Source organism: Clostridium sp. MCC353 (assembly GCF_018785315.1).
Taxonomy (GTDB): Bacteria; Bacillota; Clostridia; order Lachnospirales; family Lachnospiraceae; genus CHH4-2.
This window is the reverse complement of record NZ_WQPN01000013.1, coordinates 62,503-83,961: the sequence shown is the minus strand read 5'-3', so window position 1 is coordinate 83,961 and position 21,459 is coordinate 62,503. Positions and strand designations below refer to the sequence as shown.

Here is a 21,459-nt window from a genome sequence, read left to right as displayed (position 1 = left end):
CCGGTTCCATTTTGGTGGAACCGGCGCTCTGTGCATGAATGGAACAGCTATTTTATGCTGCTGATACCGATTGTCGAAAAATTGTTGACAGTAAAGCATACGGCCGAATTTGCCGGATTGTACTTAGAATCAGGAATCCTGTGTACGTTTCCTGAGCTGTCTACAGATACGGCGTATAAAGCGTTGATATCCTCTGACGCGCCCGGTGTATAGGCAATGGCAGCGTTGACGGAACCAACCGTGGTCAGCGGCATCAAAACCCCATTTTTCATATAGGCTGCGCTCAGTTCGTATACCGGATAAGTACTGATTGCGGTGAGCGATTCACCGGTCAGGCCGGAAACTGGTTTTGCCGCAAATATAATGGAATCGGCTGCAAGTCCGTTCATAGCAGTGATGGTGTCCTGGTAAAATGTGAAAGAAACACCTTTGTAATCAAAACAAACGGATGCAACATCTGAGGCGGATAAGTGGCTTAATCCGTCTGGATCAATGGATGCCTGGGTAATGCCTTCCGGGAACCTGACGGTGACGGAAACCCCGCTGTTAAGTGTTTTCTTTTGACGGGCTTCCCGTCTGGCGGCGTTCAGCGCATCTTTGATTTGACCGGCTGTAATGACGGTATTTCCGTAGTTATCCGGTTGTCCCACAATGATTTCAGCAGTTACAGGCGTTGATTCTGCTGTAAGAGAAGGGGTGTCGTAATAACTGTCGCTGTCTGAATCATCGCTGTCGTAATAACTGTTGTCGGTTGAGGAGCCGGAATTGTCGGGGATGGGTTTGTTGTTATCCGGTTTGTTGTTATCTGGTTTGTTGTTATCTGGTTTGTTATCGTCCGGCTTGTTGTCATCCGGCTTGTTGTCGTCTGGTTTGTTATTGTCCGGTTTGTTGTCATCCGGCTTGTTATCTGGTTTGTTGTCGTCTGGTTTATTATCGTCCGGGTTTTCGGATGGAACGTATTGCTGGGCGGCAATTGTACCAGTGATGGCGGCTGTTGCATCCTGTGCCGCACCTTTTTGCAGTGTTACCTGGAAAGTAAAGGTTCCGTTTGATCCATTATGATTGTCCTCATCACCTGCTGTGGCGGCGTTAAAAGAGGAAATGTCAATGTTGTCGGCAGTTATGGCAATTCCGGTATCACTGTAGCCGGGCAATGAGTTAATTGTTTGTACAAGCCAGGTTTTTACGTCTGTCTGTGTGTTGGCATCTGCCTGGGATACGGAATAGGCAGTTCCTTCTATAATGGATTTTGCGGCAGCAACAAGTTCTGTATTGGTCTGATTGCTGTAAGCAGCGGCAGTGATAACTCCGTCAATTTTTTTGGTAGCATCGGTGGTTCCATTATATGTCAGAGTGACAGTAAATGAAAAACTACCGTTAATTCCGTTCGCGTTATCCGCATTTCCGGCTATTGCAGAGGTAAAGCTGTTGATGATGATGCTATCAGCGGTAATTGTTATTCCGGTATCATCCATACCTTCAATTGCGTTAATCTGCTCTGAAAGCCAAGTTTTAACGGCATCTTGGGTATTCACTTCTGATTGGGTAGCCGTATAAGAAGTATGGCCTTCAATTTTATTCTTCACATCTTGAAGTGGGTTATCCTCAACAAAAACGGCTGATATCTCAGTGGCGGAAGTAGGAGTAAAAGTAATCGGATTTGAAGTTTTATCTTGGTTTGATAAAGCACTACAGTTCCATGCGGAGAATTTGTAGTTATTATTTGGTTCGGCTTTTAATGTTATGCTGCATTGGGAACTTGCATTTCCTATGTCAGTAATTTTTGAAATTCCATTATCAACGGGGGCGTTAGTAATTGTGATTTCGTTTGGCAATGTAAGACTGCTTAAAGGGTTTCCTTCACAAGTGAAAGTACCCAGATTTGTTAGTTTTGTCAGGTCTAATGAAGTTAGCTTATTTTTGTCACACTTTAAAATTTTTAATGCATTTGGGAATCTGCTTGAAACTAAAGTGAGAGTCTCAAGTTTGTTATCGTTACAAGAGAGCTTTTTTAGGTAAGAACAATTGTTCACATCTAATGCGGTCAATTCATTAAATGAGCAGTTCAGTTCATTAATACCTGAATTCACAGATAAAGATGTCAGATAATTATTAGAACAGTTTAATTCCCTCAAAGAAGTTGATTTGCTAACATCCAGGCGTTCCAGCAGATTATGGTTACAAGTCAGTGTCTTTAATGATTGATATGCTTGGTCTGAAAGATTCAAAGCAGAAATGTTGTTTCCAGAACATGAAATTATATCAATACAGTCGTTATCTACTATAATTTCAGTCAAATGATTGTCAGAGCACCTAAGGTATTGTAGATGTTTAAAGGCTCTCACATCTAATTGCCCTTCCAGGCCTTTTCTATCTATGTTTAATGCTTTGAGGAAATGAGGATAACCGGGCGCCCATTCTACAATCCCTCTTGAACCAGATCCAATCCACGTAATAGGGTCATTTTTATCAATGCCTTCTTCTAATACAGGAAAATCTTCCAATAGTTTCAGAAAGGCACTTATGTCATTGGCATCATAGTCAGAAATATCAAATACCTGCCGACTTCCCACCTGCACATAAATTTCCGGCGCTTCAACCCCTGAATCAATTAAATAATGTCCTGGCAGAACCGCAGTAAATGTAAACGAACCATTAATTTCTCCCTCACCGCCAGCCAGTTCACCGTTATCTCCGTCCAGTTCCCAGGTGATACCATTAATCACAACAGGTTCCGGTTCCTCATCTGAGAAGGATGCCATGGCCTCCAGGCTTTCAGGGAGATTCAGTTCATCCACGCCTGTCCATGTCTCGACATTGCGATATTGTACATCCTCATCCAGTTCTTTGAATTCCGTAATCAGGATTGATTTTTCTATTTTCGTCTGTGTCTCTTTTTCAGCAATAGTTTCTGTTAGGTTATCAGGATTCAATTTATCTTCGGTCAGATCATTTTCCAAAAGATCATCATTTAGAAGATCATCACTCACAATTTCGTCTTCTGGCAGAACGTCTTCCAAAAGGTCGTCAGATTCATCATCCGGCAGATCATTTTCCAATTCTTCTTCATCTTCAAACTGTTCATACCCGCAGGACAGTTCATAACAATCATCGGTATGAACGTGACCCGCATCGCTTCCGGTAGCGACTGTGATCTGATCGTAGCCACAGATTAAATTTCCGGTGTAGCAATCCTCGGTGTGAACATGTTCCAGCGGATCTTCCTCTACAATTTCCGTAATCTCATCGCCATATGATGCAAATCCCGCTTGTGAAAACAGCAGGGAAGTACATAGCAGCAGCGAAATGGCCCGGCGGTGTTTCCGTCTGTTTTTACTTTCGTGTTTCATACTATAACCCTCCTAATGTAGTATAAAAATTAACAGAACCTTATCTTATTCTTTTTTAAGGTTTCTGGTCGTATTTATCGTATAAATACGATAAATTACAATATTATTCTAGCATAATATGGAAAAAATACCAGACTTTAGTTTCAAGTTTGTAAAAAAATACTATTTTTATTGTGAACCTGTAACTGATTCAGAAGGCGGTGGAGGAAAACTTTTTTTATTTATTGGAAGTTTGTGATTTTACAACAAAAATAATTGTATATATTTACTAATATTTAAGTATTGTAAAGCGCTTTAAAAAGTGATAATATATAACCAACAAGTATTTAAAGCGCTTTAAAAAGGAGGACGCGAATGAAGAAATGGTGGAAGGAAGCGGTTGTTTACCAGATTTACACAAAAAGCTTTCTGGATACGAACGGCGATGGAATCGGTGATCTTCAGGGGATTATCCGGAAGCTGGATTACATTAAGGACCTTGGAGTGGATGTGATCTGGCTCAATCCCATTTATAAATCACCGGACGTGGATAATGGATATGATATTTCCGATTACCAAAGCATTGATGAACGGTACGGAACGATGGAGGATTTTAAACAGCTTTTGGACGGAGTGCATAAGCGGGGAATGAAGCTGATCATGGACATGGTGCTGAACCACACATCGGATGAACACCAGTGGTTTGTGGATTCCAAGTCTTCGAAAGACAGCCCTTACCGGGATTATTACATATGGAGAGAAGGAAAGGACGGAAAAGAGCCCAACAACTGGGGGAATTACTTCTATGAGGGAAGAGGTTCGGCCTGGGAATACGACGAAACCACCGGTGAATACTATCTCCACAATTATTCCAAAAAGATGCCGGATTTAAACTGGGACAATGAAGACTTAAAGGAAGACATGTGCAAAATGATGCGCTGGTGGCTGGACCTGGGAGTGGACGGATTCCGGATGGACGCCGTCAACCGCCTGGTCAAGCCCAAAGGCCTGCCGGATTCCCCCAATCCGCCCACTCCTCCGGTAGGAGTATATGGATATGTGGTGGACCGGACCATGTGCGCCAACCAGCCGGGAATCCATGAACTGCTTCACGAACTGAATCAGAGAGTGTTCAGTAAGTACGATATCATGGTTGTGGGAGAGACCGGGAATGTGGACGCGGCCATCGCCATCGATTATGTGAAAGAAGAACATGAAGAGATCGACATGGTATTCCATTTTGAAATCGCTAAGAACCCTGTTCTGGTGGATACCCTGGGTTATAAAGAGGTGCAGAGAAGATGGTATCACGTGGTGGAGCAGAAGGGCTGGATCACCCAGTATCTGAGCAACCACGACACCCCCAGACAGGTTTCCAGATTTGGAAATGACACCGTTTACCGTTATGAATCCGCCACCATGCTGGCAACCCTACTGCACACCCACCCGGGAACTGTTTATATCTACCAGGGCGAGGAGCTGGGTATGACCAATGTAGATTTTCCTTCCATTGAGTATTATAATGAGAAATATACGGTGGGGAAATATGAGACCATGGTGGAAAGCGGAAAAGATCCCAAGGAAGCCCTGGATTCTCTGAAAATGATGAGTAGGGACAATGCCAGAACGCCCATGCAGTGGACTTCCGGCCGGGAAGCTGGATTTACAGAAGGCACCCCCTGGATGCATTTGAACCCCAGATACACGGAGATCAACGCCGAATATGAAGAAAAAAATGAAAAATCAGTGCTGAACTACTATAAGATTCTGACCTCCATGAGGAAAAAGCACCCGGTTATGGTATATGGAACCTATGAACAGATGAATCAGGACGACCCGGATCTGATCATTTATACCAGAACCTATGAAGGGGAAAAATGGCTGGTGGCTGTGAACTACTCAGAACGGGAGAGAAGGGCGGAGCTATCCGGGCTCGTGAAGGACGGCAGCCTCCTTTTGTCCAATTATGAGAATCAGGTGACAGACCGGCTTTTACCCTATGAGGCCAGAGTGTACCGTTTGGCATAGAGACAGGAGCAGACAGTATGGGAGTGACGTTAAAGGATATCGCAAAAGCGGCAGGTGTTTCGGAAGGGACGGCATCATTAGCCATTAACCACAGGCCGGGAGTGAATGAAGAAACCAGGAAAAAGGTGGAGGCTTTGGCAAGGGAGATGGGCTACTATCCCAGCGTCAACGCCAGAAGCCTGGCGGGGCAGAGCAGCAGGCTGATCGGCGTTCTGATGCCCAACATCATCAACGTTTTCTACAGCAGTCTGGTGCAGGAGATCGAAGCCGCCCTGAAAGCGGCCGGATATAAGATGATCCTGGCCACCACGGGAGACAACCGGGAATATGAGAAAGAGATGATCGAACAGTTCATTTCATTCCGGGTGGAATGCGCGGTCATTTATCCCATGATAAGGAATAATCCCAATCCGGAGTATTTAAAGCTTTTGGATAAAAACCGCATTCCATACTTTTTTATAGGGACCAGATACCGGGACGTGGAGGCGGCTTCCGTCAATTCCGACATCTACAGCGCCATATGCGAAGCGGCGGCCTACCTGGCGGACCGGGGGGCGCGCAGATTTGCGTATTTCGGAGGCCCTAAGGATATCGTCAGCAACGAGCTTAAAATCAGGGGGCTGAGGGATACGTTAGAAAAGTACGGAGCCGCATTCGGCCCGGAACATTATTATGAGATGGAACTGAGCACTTATCAGAGCTGTTACAAACGGTGCAGGGAAGTTATGGAACAGGGATATGAATTTGACGCGGCCATGGCAGGAGACGCCTACTCCATGTTTGGGGTTTACCAGGCGTTAAAAGAGGCGGGAAAAGAGGTTCCGGAAGATGTTTCCCTGATCTGCTTTGACAACATTCTGCCGCCGGAGGTCTGTATCCTTCCTCTGAGCTGCATAGAACAGAACATTCCCAAACTGGTGGAAGAGATTTTAAAAATGATAGAAAAGAAGAAAAATGATCCCGATTCTCTGGAACAGGTTCTGGTGGGAACGAAACTGATAATCAGGGATTCGACGAAAAATTAGAAAGGCAGGAACAAGATTATGGCTGAATTAAGCAGACAATTCCGTTTAGATCTGGACGGAAGCTGTAACCCGGAGTGCGTGGTACAGGGAGACCATTACCGTTTTACCATACTCACGCCGGAGATGGTGCGTATGGAGTATTCGGAGGACGGAGTATTTGAGGACGCTCCGACCCAGATTGTGTGGAACCGGAATTTTGACAAGCCGGAATTCACGGTGACTGATGTAGAAGACCGTCTGGAGATTTCCACTAAGGCGTTTCATCTGGTATATAATAAGAAGGAATTCACACCCAATAACCTGTATATTGACGTGAAATGCGCTTATACCAACTACGGAGGCCGGTGGCTGTTCGGGGCGACGGAATATGGGAATCCGCCAAGAGAACACAACTTAAAAGGCACGGCCAGGACCTTGGACCGGATCGACGGGCCTACAAAGCTGGATTTCGGACTTTTAGACACCAGTGGAAGGACATTTTTTGATGACAGCGAATCCCTGATCATCGATCAGGACGGCTGGGTGCATCCCAGGAAAAAGGGAGTTGTGGACTATTATTATTTAGGGTATGGACGGAACTATTTTAAAGCCATTCATGATTTTTATAAGCTGTCCGGCGCAGTGCCCATGCTGCCGAAATATGTGCTGGGCAACTGGTGGAGCCGCTATTGGAAGTATACGGAGCAGAGCTACATGGAACTTCTTAACCGGTTTGAATCCATGGACGTGCCGTTCTCTGTTGTGGTCATGGATATGGACTGGCATATTGTGGACGTGCCGGAGGAATACGGGCGCGGATGGACCGGATATACCTGGAATAAGGATTTCTTTCCGGATCCCAAGCGTTTTATGGACTGGCTCCATGAACATAATTATAAAATCACGTTAAATCTCCATCCGGCGGACGGGGTAATGCCTTTTGAAGACGCCTATGAAGATATGGCAAAAGAATTGGGCGTGAATATTGAGAACAAAGACCCGGTGCATTTTGATGTGACCAGCATCGAATTTTTAGAGGCTTATTTTAAATACCTCCATCATCCCAATGAAGAAATGGGCGTGGATTTCTGGTGGATGGACTGGCAGCAGGGGAAAAACTGCGCGGTGGAGGGGCTGGACCCCCTTTGGATGTTAAACCACTATCACGTGCTGGATTTGACGAGAGATGGGAAGAGGGGAGTTTTGCTGTCCCGGTACGGCGGACTGGGAAGCCACAGATATCCCATCGGATTTTCAGGAGACGCGGTGGTGACCTGGAAATCCCTGGAATTCCAGCCTTATTTTACGGCAACCGCGTCCAACGTGGGATATACCTGGTGGAGCCATGATATCGGCGGCCACATGGGCGGATATAAAGACAATGAACTGGTAGTCCGCTGGATGCAGTTTGGCATCTTTTCGCCTATCAACCGTCTGCACAGCAACTGCAACCCGTTCTGCGGCAAAGAGCCTTGGAGATATCCGGAGCCATACTGCGGCATCATGGTGGACATTTTAAAACAGCGCCACCAACTGGTTCCTTATCTCTATACCATGAATTACAGATGTCACAATGATCTGGTACCGGTGATCATACCGACCTATTATTACTATCCCGACGCAGAAGAGACTTATGTATATAAAAACCAGTATTTCTTCGGCAGCGAGTTGATGGTATGCCCGATCACCAGCCCGACCCACAAAGACACCTCCATGGCTTCTGTGGAAGCCTGGATTCCGGCAGGGCTTTGGACGGATCTGTATACAGGTTTTGTTTATCACGGCGGCGCAAATGGAAAACGGGTGGTTTTAAACCGCACCATTGACAAAGAGCCTGTGCTGGGACGGGCCGGCGGAATCGTGCCGATGGCAGCCCATATACAGGGAGAAAACAGCCTGGATAATTCAGAAGATATGGAAGTGGTGATCTTCCCGGGCGCCTGCGGAAGCTTCGATCTGTTTGAGGACGAAGGCGACGGCCAGGAATATTTAAACGGTAAATGCGCATTTACCAGGATGAATCTGGACTGGGCGGATGGCTGGGCTGAATTCTGCCTGAAACCGGAAGGAGATCTGTCCGTGCTGCCTGAAAACAGGGGCTGGAAGCTGATTTTCAGAGGTTTCAACCAGATTTCTGATATTGAAACCAATATTCCGTGTGAAAAGTCCTATTGCGCGGAGACGAGAAGCATGGTTCTCACATTCCCGAAAGCGTTGGCAGGGCAGGAACTCCGGGTTGTGCTGAAGGGAGAAAATCTGGTATATGACAACCATGATTTAAAGGAAAGGGCCTTCGAACTGCTGGATCAGATGCAGATTGAAAATAATTTAAAGAGAGATTTGTACCAGTATTTTGTTTCAGCCGATGATCCTGTATCAGTGCTTTCTTCCATATCTGCCATGAACCTGGAGACATCCGTACTGAATGCGTTGGTGGAAATACTAGTCTGCTGATGGGAGCAGAGAGGTGCCGGCACTATGATCAAATTTTTAAGAGATTAAATTTGATCATAGTGCCGGTTCTTTTTTATCCATTTTTATTAAAAGTCTGCACATTTTTAATGTGCACAAGAAAAATAGATTAAAATTGTGCAAATATCCAAATCGATAAAAAAATTGCGATATATTTTTAAACTAAATTGACGATAAATTGGAAAATATAGGTCATTGAGTTATGCTAAATAACCAAATATAATAAAGACAGTTTAAACAACAGGAAAAAACAAGGAGGTAAGTTATGAGAAAGACTTTAGCTTTAACAATGGCGGCTGTTCTGGCAGCAGGAAGTTTGGCAGGATGCGGAGGCGGTAATAAACCCGCAGATAATACGACAGCAGCTCCGGCGGCGACAACAGCGGCCGCAGCGACAACAGCAGCGGCGGAGACAACGGCGGCAGGATCATCCGCTGAGACAAGCCAGGCCGCGGCGGCATCGGATTTGTCCGGAGACATTACCGTTTTGGTTAACAATGCATTTACGAACTCCAATGAACCGGCTATTAACAAGGCAGCCGATGAATTCATGAAACTGAATCCCAATGTAAAGGTGACAATTGAAGGACTTAGTGGAAGCGAACTGATCTCCAAGTACACCACATCCGCTATGGCAGGAGCAGGTCCTGACGTAGTTGCTTTGGATAATGCGGGATGGCCGATTGACTTGGCGGCTATGGGCCTGATCATTCCTCTTGATGATAAGATTGCAGCCAGCGGCAACGATTATCTCCAGGGACCTTTGGATTCCGGAATGTATCAGGGGCAGTATTATTCCGTACCTTGGTATTTTAATAACACTGGCCTTTATTATAACAAGACAATTCTTGAAGATATCGGAGTAGCCAATCCTCCAACAACTTGGGAGGAATTGGAAGACTGCATCAAGAAAGCAACTGAAAAAGGATACGAAGGCCTGGCTACCAGACTGGACGGATATGCAATCTTTAACTTCTTCTTCCAGAATGACAACCCTGTAATCGATACAACCGGAGACAGGCCGGTAGTAACCGTAAATAATGAAAGCGGCAAAGAAGCATTTAACTTCTATGCAGGATTACATACCAAATATAAAGCGTTTCCGGAGAGCATGAAGGAGGCTACAAGCTGGGATAAAGCTTACACACCATTCGTACAGGGCAATTGCTTATTCTTCATCTGCGGTGACTGGGCTTATAAGAATATTGCAAACGGAAACCCGGATCTTCAGTTTGGTCTGGTGCCGATGCCAAAAGGCAAAAAAGAAGCGGTTTGCTTAGGCGGATATAACCTGGCAATCAATTCCAACAGCAAAGCTCAGGATGCTGCGTGGGCATTTGTACAGTACTTAACCAGCAAAGACGGTGATTTCGTTCTGACAGAGCAGGGACGTATTCCTGGAAGAACGGATGTTGATTATGCACCAATTCTGGAAATTAACCCGGATTATCAGGTATTTATCGATGAAGCAGAGATAACCGTACCAAGACCTCGCGTCGTAAACGCAGCTTCCGTAGATGAAAAAGTGGTTGATGCATTTAAGAAGGTATTCTTTGATATGATGACTCCGGATGAAGCCCTGGCTGAATTGGAAACAGAACTCAATACATTTATCGAGGAAAATTACAACTAATTGAATGAGTATTGAAAGTGGGGGCTGCTGCAGATACCGGATGGATCTGATGGCAGCCTCTCTGAAAAGAGGGGTGTCGATGAAAAATAAGAAAAATACTTTGCCAAAAGAATACACGGTCAGACACAATCTGAACGGGTATCTGCTGATTGCTCCTGCTGTGATTGCAATAATAGCGTTAAGTGTCTATCCGCTGCTTCGCGGTATTTTTATCAGCTTTTTGAACTATGATATGACCCGGGCCAACGATCCTATGTTCGGCACATTTGCAGGTTTGAAGAATTACGCGGTGGTGTTTTCCAATGCAAAATACCGCCAGTCGGTAAGCAATTCTATTATATGGACGCTGGTAAACTTGGTGGCTCAGGTCAGCTTTGCCCTTATTGTGGCTCTTGTACTAAATGAAAAACTGAAAGGGAGAGCTATTTTCAGAACTGTGGCTCTGCTGCCATGGGCTATACCGGCAGCCATCAGTGCACTGACTTTCAGCGCGTTATATGACACAAAAATTGGTATTTTTAATGTTATCCTGCTGAATCTTGGCATTATTGAAAAGCCTATCGCCTGGCTTGGCAATGTGAGCACAGCCATGCCGTCGGTCATTGTGGCAAATATCTGGAAGAGCACGCCATTTCTGATGATATTCATACTGGCAGCCCTTCAGGGGGTATCCCATGATATGTATGAAAGCGCCAGCATCGACGGGGCGGGGAAACTCAAGAGATTTCTATACATCACAATGCCCAATATCAAAGAACCTATGGCAGTGGCGGTTATTCTCAATGCCATTTCCATTTTTAATAACTTCAACGCCATCTGGCTTCTGACTCAGGGCGGGCCGTTAGGCAGCACGGAAATCATGTATACCTTCGCTTACCGCCAGGCCTTTGTGGATCATAAATTCGGATATGCGGCGGCGGTTTCCGTAGTCATATTCATTGTAATCGCAATTTTGACCGTCATTTATGTGAAAATGATCGGCGCGGACAAAGAAGATTAGGGCTTAGAATAAGGAGTGAAACTATGAAAAGAACTAAATTAGATTTAACAATATTATATATCTTGGCAGTGATCATAGTGGCAGTGGCAGCGGCTCCTTTTCTCTGGGTACTTTTTACCTCAGTGAAATCATCCGAGCAGATCTACGACGTCAGCCAGATCATACCGACTTACATTACATTTGACAACTTCAAACAAGTATTGTTCCATTCCAATTTTGTAAGATATTTTTGGAACAGCGCCTATATTTCCGTGATCGTAACCGGTATCTGTATGCTTCTTTCTATCGCAGCGGCTTACGGATTCTGCCGGTATAAAATCTTCGGCTCCCTTCAGATGAAACTGGGAATCCTGTTTACGAAAATGTTTCCGGGCGTATTGCTTTCGATTCCCTACTATGTTATCATGAAAAACATGGGACTCATCGATTCACACCTGGGTCTTATCATCATCAACTGTTCCTTTGCACTTCCGTTTGCAGTGTGGAATATGTGCACCTTCTTCACCCAGATTCCATGGGAAATTGAAGAATCCGCATTGATTGACGGATGCAACCGGTTTAACTCTTTCACAAAAGTAATTTTCCCGATTGCCAAACCTGGCATATCGGCTACCAGCCTTTATTGTTTCCTTCTTTCCTGGGATGAGTTCATGTATGCCAATACATTTATCAACTCCACATTAAAGAAGACGATTCAGGTCGGTATCCGCGATTATGTAGGCGAGTATTCTACGGAGTGGGGGCCTTTGATGGCTTCTGTTGTGCTCAGCCTGATTCCTGTACTGATCTTTTTCGTGATGGTTCAGGATAATCTGGTGGGCGGACTTTCTGCCGGTGCGGTAAAAGGATAAGTAACAGTTCAGAGCTGTCTGAACTGTTACAAGGATAGAAAGAAAAGGATAATCAGAATGAAAAACGAGGTATCGAAATTAAGTATTAAATCCAATATGATTATGATGATTGTATTGTATGTGCTTATGCCCTTGTTCATCGCTCTGATTATCCTTTCTGTGCTTCTTCAGAAAAATATGTCTTCCAACATCAGGGAATCCTATCAGATGATGTTCCAGCAGAAAGCGGATAAGATCGACAATGTGATCGAAATCGCTAATTTTTCCAGCAGCGCATTTATAACAGATGACAACAACCTTTCCCTTTTAAGAACCATGTATGAAGGGGAGAATGCCTATATGAGGAATAAAGCACAAACCCAGCTGATCGGTGTGCTTCAGAAAGACCAGGTCAGCGTTCTGGCCGGATTCTCGGGAGAAGTGCTGCTTCTTACCAATAATGGAAAGGTTTTGAGCTCTAATGCATCCTATGAGGCGCCGGATGATTACCGTGATTCGGAGTGGTATCAAGCTGCTCTGGAACACGGTCAGTTTCCCTATTGGGATATGGGGATCAACCGGTTTGTAAACAGGGTATTGGGAGGAAACCAGGAATGTTTTACTTTTGCCAGAATCGTCCAGAAATATAAGGGCCAGAATCTGGGTTTATTACTGGTGCGGATTCCCCAGAATGTGTTTTGGGACGATGTAAAGGAGCAGGCCTTCCGCAAAGGAAGCATGGACATGATGTCTGACAAGGGGAGGATTCTATCCGGAGTGGACAGCCAGGAAGAGGCGGAGATGGCGGGTAAAATGCTGAAGGATTTGAACCTTTCCGCCCTGAAAACGGATGAATTTTTGGGGACCAGGTGTGGGAGCGGCAGCTACTGCATGTCCACCCGTTTGAGCTCCAACGATGCGATTCTTCTGTATATGGGCGATTACGGCCTGATTTTTGAACGGCCTATGAAGATCAGCAGAATCATGCTTTATTTCATGGCGGCCATCACCATTGCAATCATGGCCAGCGTGATCAAGGTTTCCAATTTTATCACGGAACCCATCAACAATCTGGTTAAAAACATGCAGTACATCGAACAGAGCGGTTCCCAGTTAAAGGAAGGAAAACACGGTTTCCGTGAAATCCAGGAGCTGGAAAACAGTTTCCGAAGGGCCCGGGAAAGGATTCAGCGGCTGATCGAGGATGTGCGGGAGGAGACGGAGCAGAAGGAAAAGGCTTATTATGAGGCCCTTCAGGCCCAGATCAACCCTCATTTCCTGTTTAACACCCTGAATGCGATTCAGTGGAAGGCGGCTCTCAATGACGATAAGGAAGTTTCGGACATGCTGTCGGATTTGAGCGTGCTTTTATACGAAACCTATGACCACAGCAGTGAACTGGGCACCATCGGACAGTCCATGGTGGTGCTGGACGCCTACGTTAAGATTATGAAGGTGAGGTTCGGCGATAGAGTCAGCTTTTTCTATACGGTTCAGGATGGCTTGGAAGAGTGCCTGATTCCCAGGTTCTGCCTCCAGCCCCTGGTTGAAAATTCGTTCCTTCACGGCATGACCCATGTGGAGGACGGGCTGATCGTTTTAAGGGTGGAACAGGTGGAAGACCATATTGAACTGACGCTTACGGATAATGGAAGAGGGGCGGATCAAAAGGCGCCGGATACCCTTTTGACGGCGGATCAGGTTCCCAAGAAATACAAGATTACCGGCATCGGCCTGTCCAACATCCACAAACGGGTTCAGGCTCTGTTCGGGGAGGAGTACGGACTGGAAATCGACCCGTCGGTGGAGATCGGATTCCGGATTACGCTTAAAATTCCTAAGATCATGAAAGGAGAGACTAAAAATGGATGCACCAATGATTCGGACATTGATCGTTGAGGATGAACTTCTGGCCCGGGCCGGACTTCATTCTCTTGTGGAATGGGAAAAGATGGGATTCGTGCTTTTGGAAGACGCCAAGGATGGGCAGGAGGCCCTGGACCGGATCCGGCAGTATCATCCGGATTTACTGCTTTTGGATATCAACATACCGGTTATTTCCGGTCTGGAACTGCTTAAAATCATCAAGGATGAAAAACTTGAGATCAAGACGATTGTGATCAGCTGTTATGATGATTTTGACACGGTTAAGATGGCCATGAAGCTGGGCGCTCTCGATTATGTGAGAAAATTCGGCCTCAGCAAGGAGGAACTGACCAATACCCTGTCCAATATCATGGATAATCCCCAGATGCGGCTGACCATGAAGGAGAGGAAGTCGGCTGCCCAGGAGAGGCGGGAGCTGAAAATGGAAGTGCAGGAGGTGCCCAAAGGGTTTGAGAGCGGAACATGTATCTGCCTGTGCATGCTTTGGAAACATACGGATGAGATGGCGGATTTGAAGATCGTGGAGACGATCTGCAGCCAGTTCTACCATGGACTGGGAAAAGAGATTGATATCAAGATCTTTGAAGGAAAGATTCTGCTATTGAGAAAGGAAAAGGGCGTGAAGCGAAGTGAAGCCGAGGCCCTGTTAAAGCAGATCCGCCATTTCATCACGTCGGAATGCTATGCGGGAATCACGGAATACGACGTATCCCGGATGCCGGAACATTTTTTCCTAAAAATGGTGAATACCATAGAAATTATCGGTTTTTACGGAGGGCCGGAACGGATTGTGGAGATCGGACAGCCGGTGGAAATCCAGACGGCCTATCCATTTGATGTGAACCGGTTTTATGAGCAGATTGATAAAGCGCTGGCGGCGATTTCTTCGGCGGAAATCATGGATATTCTGGAACACCTGTTTGACCAGATTTCAGGATGCAGATATCTGTCCGTGAACCTGGTGAAAAAGCTGATGATCGAAATTCTGAGCCGCTTTTCAGAACGGGCTTCCCAACTGGGAGGGGCGGTGGAAGAACTGGTGGTATTCGGCAGCTATAAGCATTACCAGCAGATTGTCCATATCACCAACTTTGAGGATATGAAGGAGTGGTTCTTCCTGTTTGCCGAAGAATTTGTCCGGGCCTTTGCGCCCCGGCAGAAAAGCCCGGATTCGGATCTGATCAAACAGGTGCTCCAGTATATAGACGACAATCTGACTTCCGTGATACAATTAAATGAAGCGGCCCGCCATATCGGAGTGTCCGAACCCTACCTGAGCTCTTATTTCAAGAAGTCCATGGGTGAGAATTTCATTCCTTATGTGAACCGGAAAAAGGTGGAGGCGGGAAAGAAGATGCTTACAGAGGGGATGCTGGTTTATCAGGTATCGGATATCCTGGGATTCGAAAACAGCACCTATTTTTCCAAGCTGTTTAAAAAGATTGAGGGAATCACTCCTGAACAGTACCGGAAAGTGACTATGCAGATGAAGTGAGGGACGAGGGATGAAACTGAATCAGCTGCGGTATTTTATCGCCGCCTGTAAATTCAACAATATTACGAAGGCGGCCCGGGAACTGCATATCTCCCAGCCGTCGGTATCGGCGGCGGTGAAAGAGCTGGAAGAAGAATTCGGCGTGACTTTGATGCACCGGATGAACAAGGGATTTGTGCTGACCCAGGAGGGAAAGTACCTGTGGGACAGGGCGGAACAGTTGGTTGGCCAGGCGGACGCCCTGAGCCAGATGATGTGCGATATGGGAAACCGGCGCAACCGGATCAACCTGGGTGTGCCGCCCATGATCGGCACCTTTTTGTTTCCCGATATGTATACCGGATTTAAGCAGCAGTATCCTGAAATACAGCTCAATTCCCTGGAAAGCGGCACAAGGGGGCTTTTGGAAATGCTGGATCAGAATGAACTGGACTTTGCCATTGTGCCCAGCAACCATCTGTCCACCGACGAATATTGTATGCTGGAACTGACCCGGACGGAAACTGTGTTCTGTGTTTCCAGGGACCATCCCCTTGCAGGATGTAAGGCCGTATCGGTTCCTATGATACAGGACGAACCTCTCATCATGTTTAATGACGGCTTCTATCAGAATGAAGTGATAAAGATGCGATATGCCGCCTACGGGAAGTCGCCTAACATCCTCCATTATTCAGGCCAGTTTTATACGATCAAACAGTTTATTGCCAAAGGGATTATGGCCGGTTTCATGTTCCGTGACATCGCCTGTACGGTGCCGGAAATTGTGGGGATCGGTATGGACGATCCAATCTGCATTGAAATCAGCCTGATCTGGAAGAAGAACCAGCATATGTTCAGTGATTCGGCGAAGTTTTTAAAATATGCCAATGAGTTTGCGAGAAGAAATAATTGAATTAGAGACAGAAGAGAAAATGTTTCCGGAGATTTCGGAAACATTTTTTTATTTCATAGGAAAGTCGTCCTATGAAATAAAAAAGCCCTCCGGGCAGGAACGCACTACGGCGGAAAGGAAATATGCCGCTGAGGCGACCCGCCGTAGGCGGAGAATCCCGTGAACGGGATTCTTTTTTATTTCATAGGCCAGTTCGTCCTATGAAATAAAAAAGCCCTGGCTGTGAATCGCGGGGTGAGGATGGAATGTCTGTTTGTGCACTATTACATAATGGGAAAAAGCTCAAAATGTATTGCTGTAGCAATTGAATAATAAAGTTGAAAAAACATGTTGACAAATTAGTAATGTTGTAATATCATGTTTATAAGGAGCTCGAACAAACTAACTTACTTGCAAGTTTAATATTGTGAAGAATAATTAAAAAGGAGAAGAATTATGAGGAAAACGGGTTTGAAGCTGATGGCAGCGGTTTTGGCAGTGACGATGGTGGTTGGTTTAGGAACAGGGTGTGGAGCGAAGACTTCAGGAAGTGATTCTGCAGCAGGGGGCGGAAAAGACGCAAAATCATCCGGAGAATTGGAAAAAGTCCAGTTAAGCGTATTGACAGTGCCTAACGGCCTTCCGATATACGTAGCGGAACAGGAAGGCATGTTTGAAGAGGCCGGGTTAGATCCGGAACTTCTGGTTTACACCAGTGCGCCGCCGGCCATGGAAGCGCTGGCCACCGATGCCTGGATGGTTGGTTCAAGCGGAATCATTCCATCTCTGACCGGTATGCTGAAACTGAATCTCCATGTGGTTGCCGCAGGTATTCCGGATGGCCAGATCGTGGATATCTTCGTCAGAGAAGATTCTCCCATTGCCAAATCGGGTAAGGGCCATGTGGAACAATATCCTGAATTGTACGGCACGGCGGAAGACTGGAAGGGAATCACCGTACTGGGGCCTTTGAGTTCTATGGGACACTGGGCGTTAGAAAAGACGCTGAACGCATACGGCATGAGCGGCAAAGATGTGGATATCGTGAACATGCAGATCAGCGCTGCCAACACTGCGTTTAAAGCAGGTCAGGGAGATGCGCTCATACAGTGGCAGCCGCTTTCATTTGACGCTGAAAGGAATGGATGGATCAGAGCTTCTGTCTGCAGCGAAGTGGGTGGAGATGCGGTTTCCGTATTATATGCAAGTGATAAAGCTGTGAAAGAAAAACCTGAGACAGTGCAGAAGATCGTGGAAGTGTACTTTAAGGCCGCGGCCTGGATCGGAGAGAATCCGGAAAAATCCGTGGAGTATTTTTATAACCTGTGTAACGACAACGGCGTGACCGTGAGCATGGAAGACTGCCAGAAGTCTGTGGAATTTGTTCCTTTCCTCACTGTAAAGGAATCACAGGAATACATGAAGAAAGAAGCGGACGGCAGCAGCAGGATTTCCGCTATGTATAAAGATATTATGGAATTTTTGGTTGCTCAGGGCATTTATACCCAGCAGGATTTAGACAGCATCATTAATTCGGAACTTTTTGAAAACAAATTCATCGACGGCGTTCCGGCTGAATAAAAAAGCCCTGCCGCTGTTTATGATACCTTGTCCTGATGTACGGGAGGAATAACGTTGAACGAGAATCAAATGAGTTTAGAAGCCGCTGTATTAAAAGAGCGGCAGGATATGAAGAGAGAGGCCAACAAGTACCGTCTCTTATCACTGTTGAGCCTGGTTGTGTTTTTTACAGTATGGGAGCTGGCTGTCAGGCTCGGCTGGGTGCAGACGACCCATATTGCGGCGCCCAGCAAGGTTGTGGAACTGTTTATAAGGAAACTTTGGGATACGTCGCCTGACGGGTCCACCCTTTTCCAGCACACCATTTCCAGCCTTCAGCTTTCGCTGACCGGATTTCTGCTGGCATTGGTAATCGGAACTCCTTTGGGGCTTCTGATGGGGTGGTTTAAACCCTTTGATGACTTTGTGAAACCCATTTTCAACCTGATCAGGCCCATACCCGCGCTGGGATGGATTCCTATCATGATCCTTTTGCTGGGAATTGGTCTGGCTGCGAAGTCTTCCATTATCTTTATGGCCGCATTTGTGCCAATGGTAATCAACTCCTATACAGGCATTAAGCTGACAAACCAGGCCCTGGTCAATGTGGCTAAGACCTGCGGTTCCAATACCTGGACGATTTTCTTTAAGGTGGGGATTCCATCGGCCATGCCTATGGTGTTCGCAGGGTGGAAGGTAGCCCTCAGCATTTCATGGATGACGCTGATTGCAGCGGAGATGATGGCTTCCAACAAAGGATTGGGATACATGATTTTGATGGGCAGGCAGTTTATGATGGTAGATCTGATCCTGTGCGGTATGTTCGTAATTGCGATTATCGGATATCTGCTCTACCTGATTCTGGACGTAGCCGAATCCCATGTGCTCAGATGGAGGAGATAGCGTGAACTGGAAGGACACATTTAAGAAGAATTTATTGAATTATTTATTATCGGTATTGTCGATCGTTGCACTGATCCTGGTATGGTCCTGGTTTTCGAAAAGGAATAATGCATTTTTACCCACGCCGGGGCAGGTGGGAAGCAAATTCATCACATCATTTTATAAGCCCATCGGTTCGGTGACTATGGTGGGACATACGCTGGCCAGTTTAAAAAGGGTATTCGGCGGCCTGTTGTGCGCGGCCCTGGCGGGCATCCCATTCGGAACGCTCATCGGCTGGAACCGGCTGGCCCGGGCAGTGCTGCAGCCTCTGTTTGAACTGATCCGTCCCATTCCCCCTCTTGCCTGGGTGCCGCTTCTTACGGTATGGTTCGGCATCGGGGAAACGCCTAAGATCATGCTGGTATTTCTGGCAACCCTTGTACCGATTGTGGTTAATACATATTCAGGCGTGAATCTGGCTCAAAAAGATAACATCGCCGTGGGCAAGGTCTTCGGCGCCAGGGGAACAAGGCTGCTTTTTGATATTGTGATGCCGTCGGCCCTTCCGTCCATTATGGCCGGATTGAAGGTTTCGCTGACTCTGGCATTTGCCGTAGTGCTGGCAGCAGAGATGATTTCCGCCAAATCAGGGCTGGGAATGCTGATCATGAGGGGCTCGGAAGGCGGCGATATCGCGCTGACCATGGTGGCCATGCTGATTATAGGAATCATCGGAGCGCTGACCTCCGCGTTGTTTACCATTATAGAAAGGAAGTTAAGTCCATGGAGAACGGATCTGCATTAAGCATACGGAATATATCTAAATCATTTGTCACCAAAAAATCCGCTTTGAACGTTGTGAATAACGTTTCTCTGGATGTGTACCGCAATGAGTTCCTGGTCCTCCTGGGGCCGGGGCAGTGCGGAAAGAGCGTGATACTGAATATGCTTGCCGGACTGGAAAAACCCACGGTTGGCGAGATTTATTTAAACGGCCAGCCCCACTCCGGGATCGATAAGCGCATTGCCATGGTTTTCCAGAAGCTGGCGCTGCTCCCATGGCTGACGGTCAGCAAGAATGTGCAGTTAGGGCTGAAATACAGCAACATCCCTCAGAAGGAGAGGGAAGAGATTTCAGCGAAATACATAAAGCTGGTGGGCCTCACGGGATTTGAAAACCACTATCCCCACCAGTTGTCAGGCGGTATGAAACAGCGTGTTGGAATCGCCAGGGCCTATGCCAATTCACCGGAAGTCCTTTTGATGGATGAGCCCTTCGGCCAGCTGGATGCCCAGACACGGTATTCCATGCACGATGAGATCCTGAAAATATGGGAACAGGAAAAGCGCACCATCGTGTTCGTTACCAATAATATAGAAGAAGCGCTTTACCTTGCGGACCGTATTGTGCTTTTTTCCAAACAGCCCGCAACCGTAAAAGCGGAATTTGACCTGTCAAAACTGGGCCGCCCAAGAAGCTATACTTCAGATGAATTCCTCCGGATGAGGGAGGAACTCACGGAATTGATGGAACTGGATATTAAACGATAATGGATATGCAGGCAGAGGGAGCGTGTGAAACATAATCCTGAAGGCTTATATTTCACACCCGAATTTGTGTCGGAGCCACAAATTCGAATCGCAGCTGAGAATCTGAAATTCTCAGCGCGTACCTACGCAAAAAACGCTCCGGGCTTGGAAGGATAAGATGGATAACGAAAAAAATAAGGTAGTAGTTAAAAATTTATATAAGAGCTTTGGTTCTCTGGAAGTTTTGAAGAACTGCAGCTTTAATGTTAAGGATGGCGAGTTTGTATGTGTGGTCGGCCCTACAGGATGTGGAAAGACTACGTTTCTCAATTTGCTCACCTGTCTGATTGAACCTACCTCAGGGGAAATTCTGGTAGACGGGGAGCCTGCTAACCCCAAAAAGCACAATCTTGCTTTTGTATTCCAGGAGCCGACGGCATGTCCCTGGCTCACAGTCAGGGAGAATCTGGGATTCGCCATGAAACTGAAAAAACAGCCGAAAGAGAAGATCGATAAAAAGGTGGAGGAAATTGCGGCGCTGATGGGACTGACCAACAATCTGGATTCCTATCCCAGCCAGCTTTCCACCAGTACGGAGCAGAAGGTGGTCATCGGCCGCGCCTTTGCCATGGAACCGGATTTGCTTCTGATGGATGAACCTTACGGACAGATGGATATTAAGACCAGATTCTATCTGGAAGACGAGGTTATGAAGCTGTGGAAGGAACTGAAGAGTACGGTCATTTTCATAACCCACAATACGGAGGAAGCGGTTTATCTGGCGGACAGGATTCTTGTGCTGAGCCAGAAACCGACCAGCGTTAAGGAGGAGATCATCGTAGACCTTCCAAGGCCGAGAGATGTTACGTCCCCTGACTTTGTAAAGCTGAGAACCTATGTAACCGATAAAATCAAATGGTGGTAAAGGAGAGGGC

The 21,459-nt window shown here is 46.4% G+C and carries 15 protein-coding genes; 14 read left to right on the top strand and 1 reads right to left on the bottom strand.

Translation table 11 applies throughout. From position 1 onward, the window contains the following. Positions 1-47: 47 nt before the first annotated feature. The gene (locus GPL15_RS03285) at positions 48-3,350 is read right to left on the bottom strand and encodes a hypothetical protein (protein ID WP_215695982.1); all 3,303 of its coding nucleotides are present in this window, start codon (positions 3,348-3,350) and stop codon (positions 48-50) included. A gap of 354 nt (positions 3,351-3,704) precedes the next feature. Here GPL15_RS03285 and GPL15_RS03280 point away from each other — a divergent pair, with 354 nt between their 5' ends. The 14 genes from GPL15_RS03280 to GPL15_RS03215 all read left to right on the top strand — a co-directional run bounded on the left by GPL15_RS03280 (position 3,705) and on the right by GPL15_RS03215 (position 21,449). Then, positions 3,705-5,357: an alpha-glucosidase gene (locus GPL15_RS03280; RefSeq protein WP_215695980.1), complete on the top strand. Its 1,653-nt coding sequence runs from the start codon at positions 3,705-3,707 to the stop codon at positions 5,355-5,357. Positions 5,358-5,374: 17 nt separating this feature from the next. After that, on the top strand, positions 5,375-6,382 hold the full coding sequence (locus GPL15_RS03275) for a LacI family DNA-binding transcriptional regulator (RefSeq protein WP_215695977.1): 1,008 nt from the start codon (positions 5,375-5,377) through the stop codon (positions 6,380-6,382). A gap of 18 nt (positions 6,383-6,400) precedes the next feature. Beyond that, positions 6,401-8,815, top strand: a complete 2,415-nt coding sequence (locus GPL15_RS03270) for a glycoside hydrolase family 31 protein (RefSeq protein ID WP_215695976.1) — start codon at positions 6,401-6,403, stop codon at positions 8,813-8,815. 283 nt (positions 8,816-9,098) lie between these two features. Next, complete coding sequence (locus GPL15_RS03265) at positions 9,099-10,466, top strand: sugar ABC transporter substrate-binding protein (protein WP_215695974.1); 1,368 nt, start codon at positions 9,099-9,101, stop codon at positions 10,464-10,466. A 79-nt stretch (positions 10,467-10,545) separates the two neighbouring features. Continuing rightward, on the top strand, positions 10,546-11,466 hold the full coding sequence (locus GPL15_RS03260) for a sugar ABC transporter permease (RefSeq protein WP_215695972.1): 921 nt from the start codon (positions 10,546-10,548) through the stop codon (positions 11,464-11,466). 23 nt (positions 11,467-11,489) lie between these two features. Then, positions 11,490-12,317: a carbohydrate ABC transporter permease gene (locus GPL15_RS03255; RefSeq protein ID WP_215695970.1), complete on the top strand. Its 828-nt coding sequence runs from the start codon at positions 11,490-11,492 to the stop codon at positions 12,315-12,317. Positions 12,318-12,374: 57 nt separating this feature from the next. Next, entirely contained in the window at positions 12,375-14,195 is a 1,821-nt protein-coding gene (locus GPL15_RS03250) for a sensor histidine kinase (protein ID WP_215695968.1), read from the top strand. Then, positions 14,161-15,678 (top strand): response regulator, encoded by a 1,518-nt coding sequence (locus GPL15_RS03245; RefSeq protein ID WP_215695966.1) that lies wholly within the window; start codon positions 14,161-14,163, stop codon positions 15,676-15,678. The genes GPL15_RS03250 and GPL15_RS03245 overlap by 35 nt, the downstream gene beginning before the upstream one ends. Before the next feature lie 10 nt (positions 15,679-15,688). Continuing rightward, positions 15,689-16,570 carry a LysR family transcriptional regulator gene (locus GPL15_RS03240; protein WP_215695964.1) on the top strand — a complete coding sequence of 294 codons (882 nt, stop codon included), beginning with the start codon at positions 15,689-15,691 and terminating at the stop codon, positions 16,568-16,570. Positions 16,571-17,005: 435 nt separating this feature from the next. Next, on the top strand, positions 17,006-18,130 hold the full coding sequence (locus GPL15_RS03235) for an ABC transporter substrate-binding protein (RefSeq protein ID WP_215695962.1): 1,125 nt from the start codon (positions 17,006-17,008) through the stop codon (positions 18,128-18,130). A 54-nt stretch (positions 18,131-18,184) separates the two neighbouring features. Then, positions 18,185-19,012: an ABC transporter permease gene (locus tag GPL15_RS03230; RefSeq protein ID WP_252198067.1), complete on the top strand. Its 828-nt coding sequence runs from the start codon at positions 18,185-18,187 to the stop codon at positions 19,010-19,012. A gap of 1 nt (position 19,013) precedes the next feature. Further along, complete coding sequence (locus GPL15_RS03225; protein ID WP_215695960.1) at positions 19,014-19,799, top strand: ABC transporter permease; 786 nt, start codon at positions 19,014-19,016, stop codon at positions 19,797-19,799. Further along, positions 19,778-20,545 carry an ABC transporter ATP-binding protein gene (locus GPL15_RS03220; RefSeq protein WP_215695958.1) on the top strand — a complete coding sequence of 256 codons (768 nt, stop codon included), beginning with the start codon at positions 19,778-19,780 and terminating at the stop codon, positions 20,543-20,545. Before GPL15_RS03225 ends, GPL15_RS03220 begins: the two co-directional genes overlap by 22 nt. Positions 20,546-20,702: 157 nt before the next feature. Continuing rightward, positions 20,703-21,449: an ABC transporter ATP-binding protein gene (locus GPL15_RS03215; RefSeq protein WP_215695956.1), complete on the top strand. Its 747-nt coding sequence runs from the start codon at positions 20,703-20,705 to the stop codon at positions 21,447-21,449. The last annotated feature ends 10 nt before the right edge of the window (positions 21,450-21,459 follow it).

Coding starts and splice junctions, on each gene's coding strand:
- GPL15_RS03250 (WP_215695968.1), top strand. CDS start 12,375: ATGAAAAACGAGGTATCGAAATTAAGTATTAAATCCAATATGATTATG.
- GPL15_RS03220 (WP_215695958.1), top strand. CDS start 19,778: ATGGAGAACGGATCTGCATTAAGCATACGGAATATATCTAAATCATTT.
- GPL15_RS03245 (WP_215695966.1), top strand. CDS start 14,161: ATGGATGCACCAATGATTCGGACATTGATCGTTGAGGATGAACTTCTG.
- GPL15_RS03235 (WP_215695962.1), top strand. CDS start 17,006: ATGAGGAAAACGGGTTTGAAGCTGATGGCAGCGGTTTTGGCAGTGACG.
- GPL15_RS03270 (WP_215695976.1), top strand. CDS start 6,401: ATGGCTGAATTAAGCAGACAATTCCGTTTAGATCTGGACGGAAGCTGT.
- GPL15_RS03275 (WP_215695977.1), top strand. CDS start 5,375: ATGGGAGTGACGTTAAAGGATATCGCAAAAGCGGCAGGTGTTTCGGAA.
- GPL15_RS03240 (WP_215695964.1), top strand. CDS start 15,689: ATGAAACTGAATCAGCTGCGGTATTTTATCGCCGCCTGTAAATTCAAC.
- GPL15_RS03265 (WP_215695974.1), top strand. CDS start 9,099: ATGAGAAAGACTTTAGCTTTAACAATGGCGGCTGTTCTGGCAGCAGGA.
- GPL15_RS03260 (WP_215695972.1), top strand. CDS start 10,546: ATGAAAAATAAGAAAAATACTTTGCCAAAAGAATACACGGTCAGACAC.
- GPL15_RS03255 (WP_215695970.1), top strand. CDS start 11,490: ATGAAAAGAACTAAATTAGATTTAACAATATTATATATCTTGGCAGTG.
- GPL15_RS03215 (WP_215695956.1), top strand. CDS start 20,703: ATGGATAACGAAAAAAATAAGGTAGTAGTTAAAAATTTATATAAGAGC.
- GPL15_RS03280 (WP_215695980.1), top strand. CDS start 3,705: ATGAAGAAATGGTGGAAGGAAGCGGTTGTTTACCAGATTTACACAAAA.
- GPL15_RS03285 (WP_215695982.1), bottom strand. CDS start 3,350: ATGAAACACGAAAGTAAAAACAGACGGAAACACCGCCGGGCCATTTCG.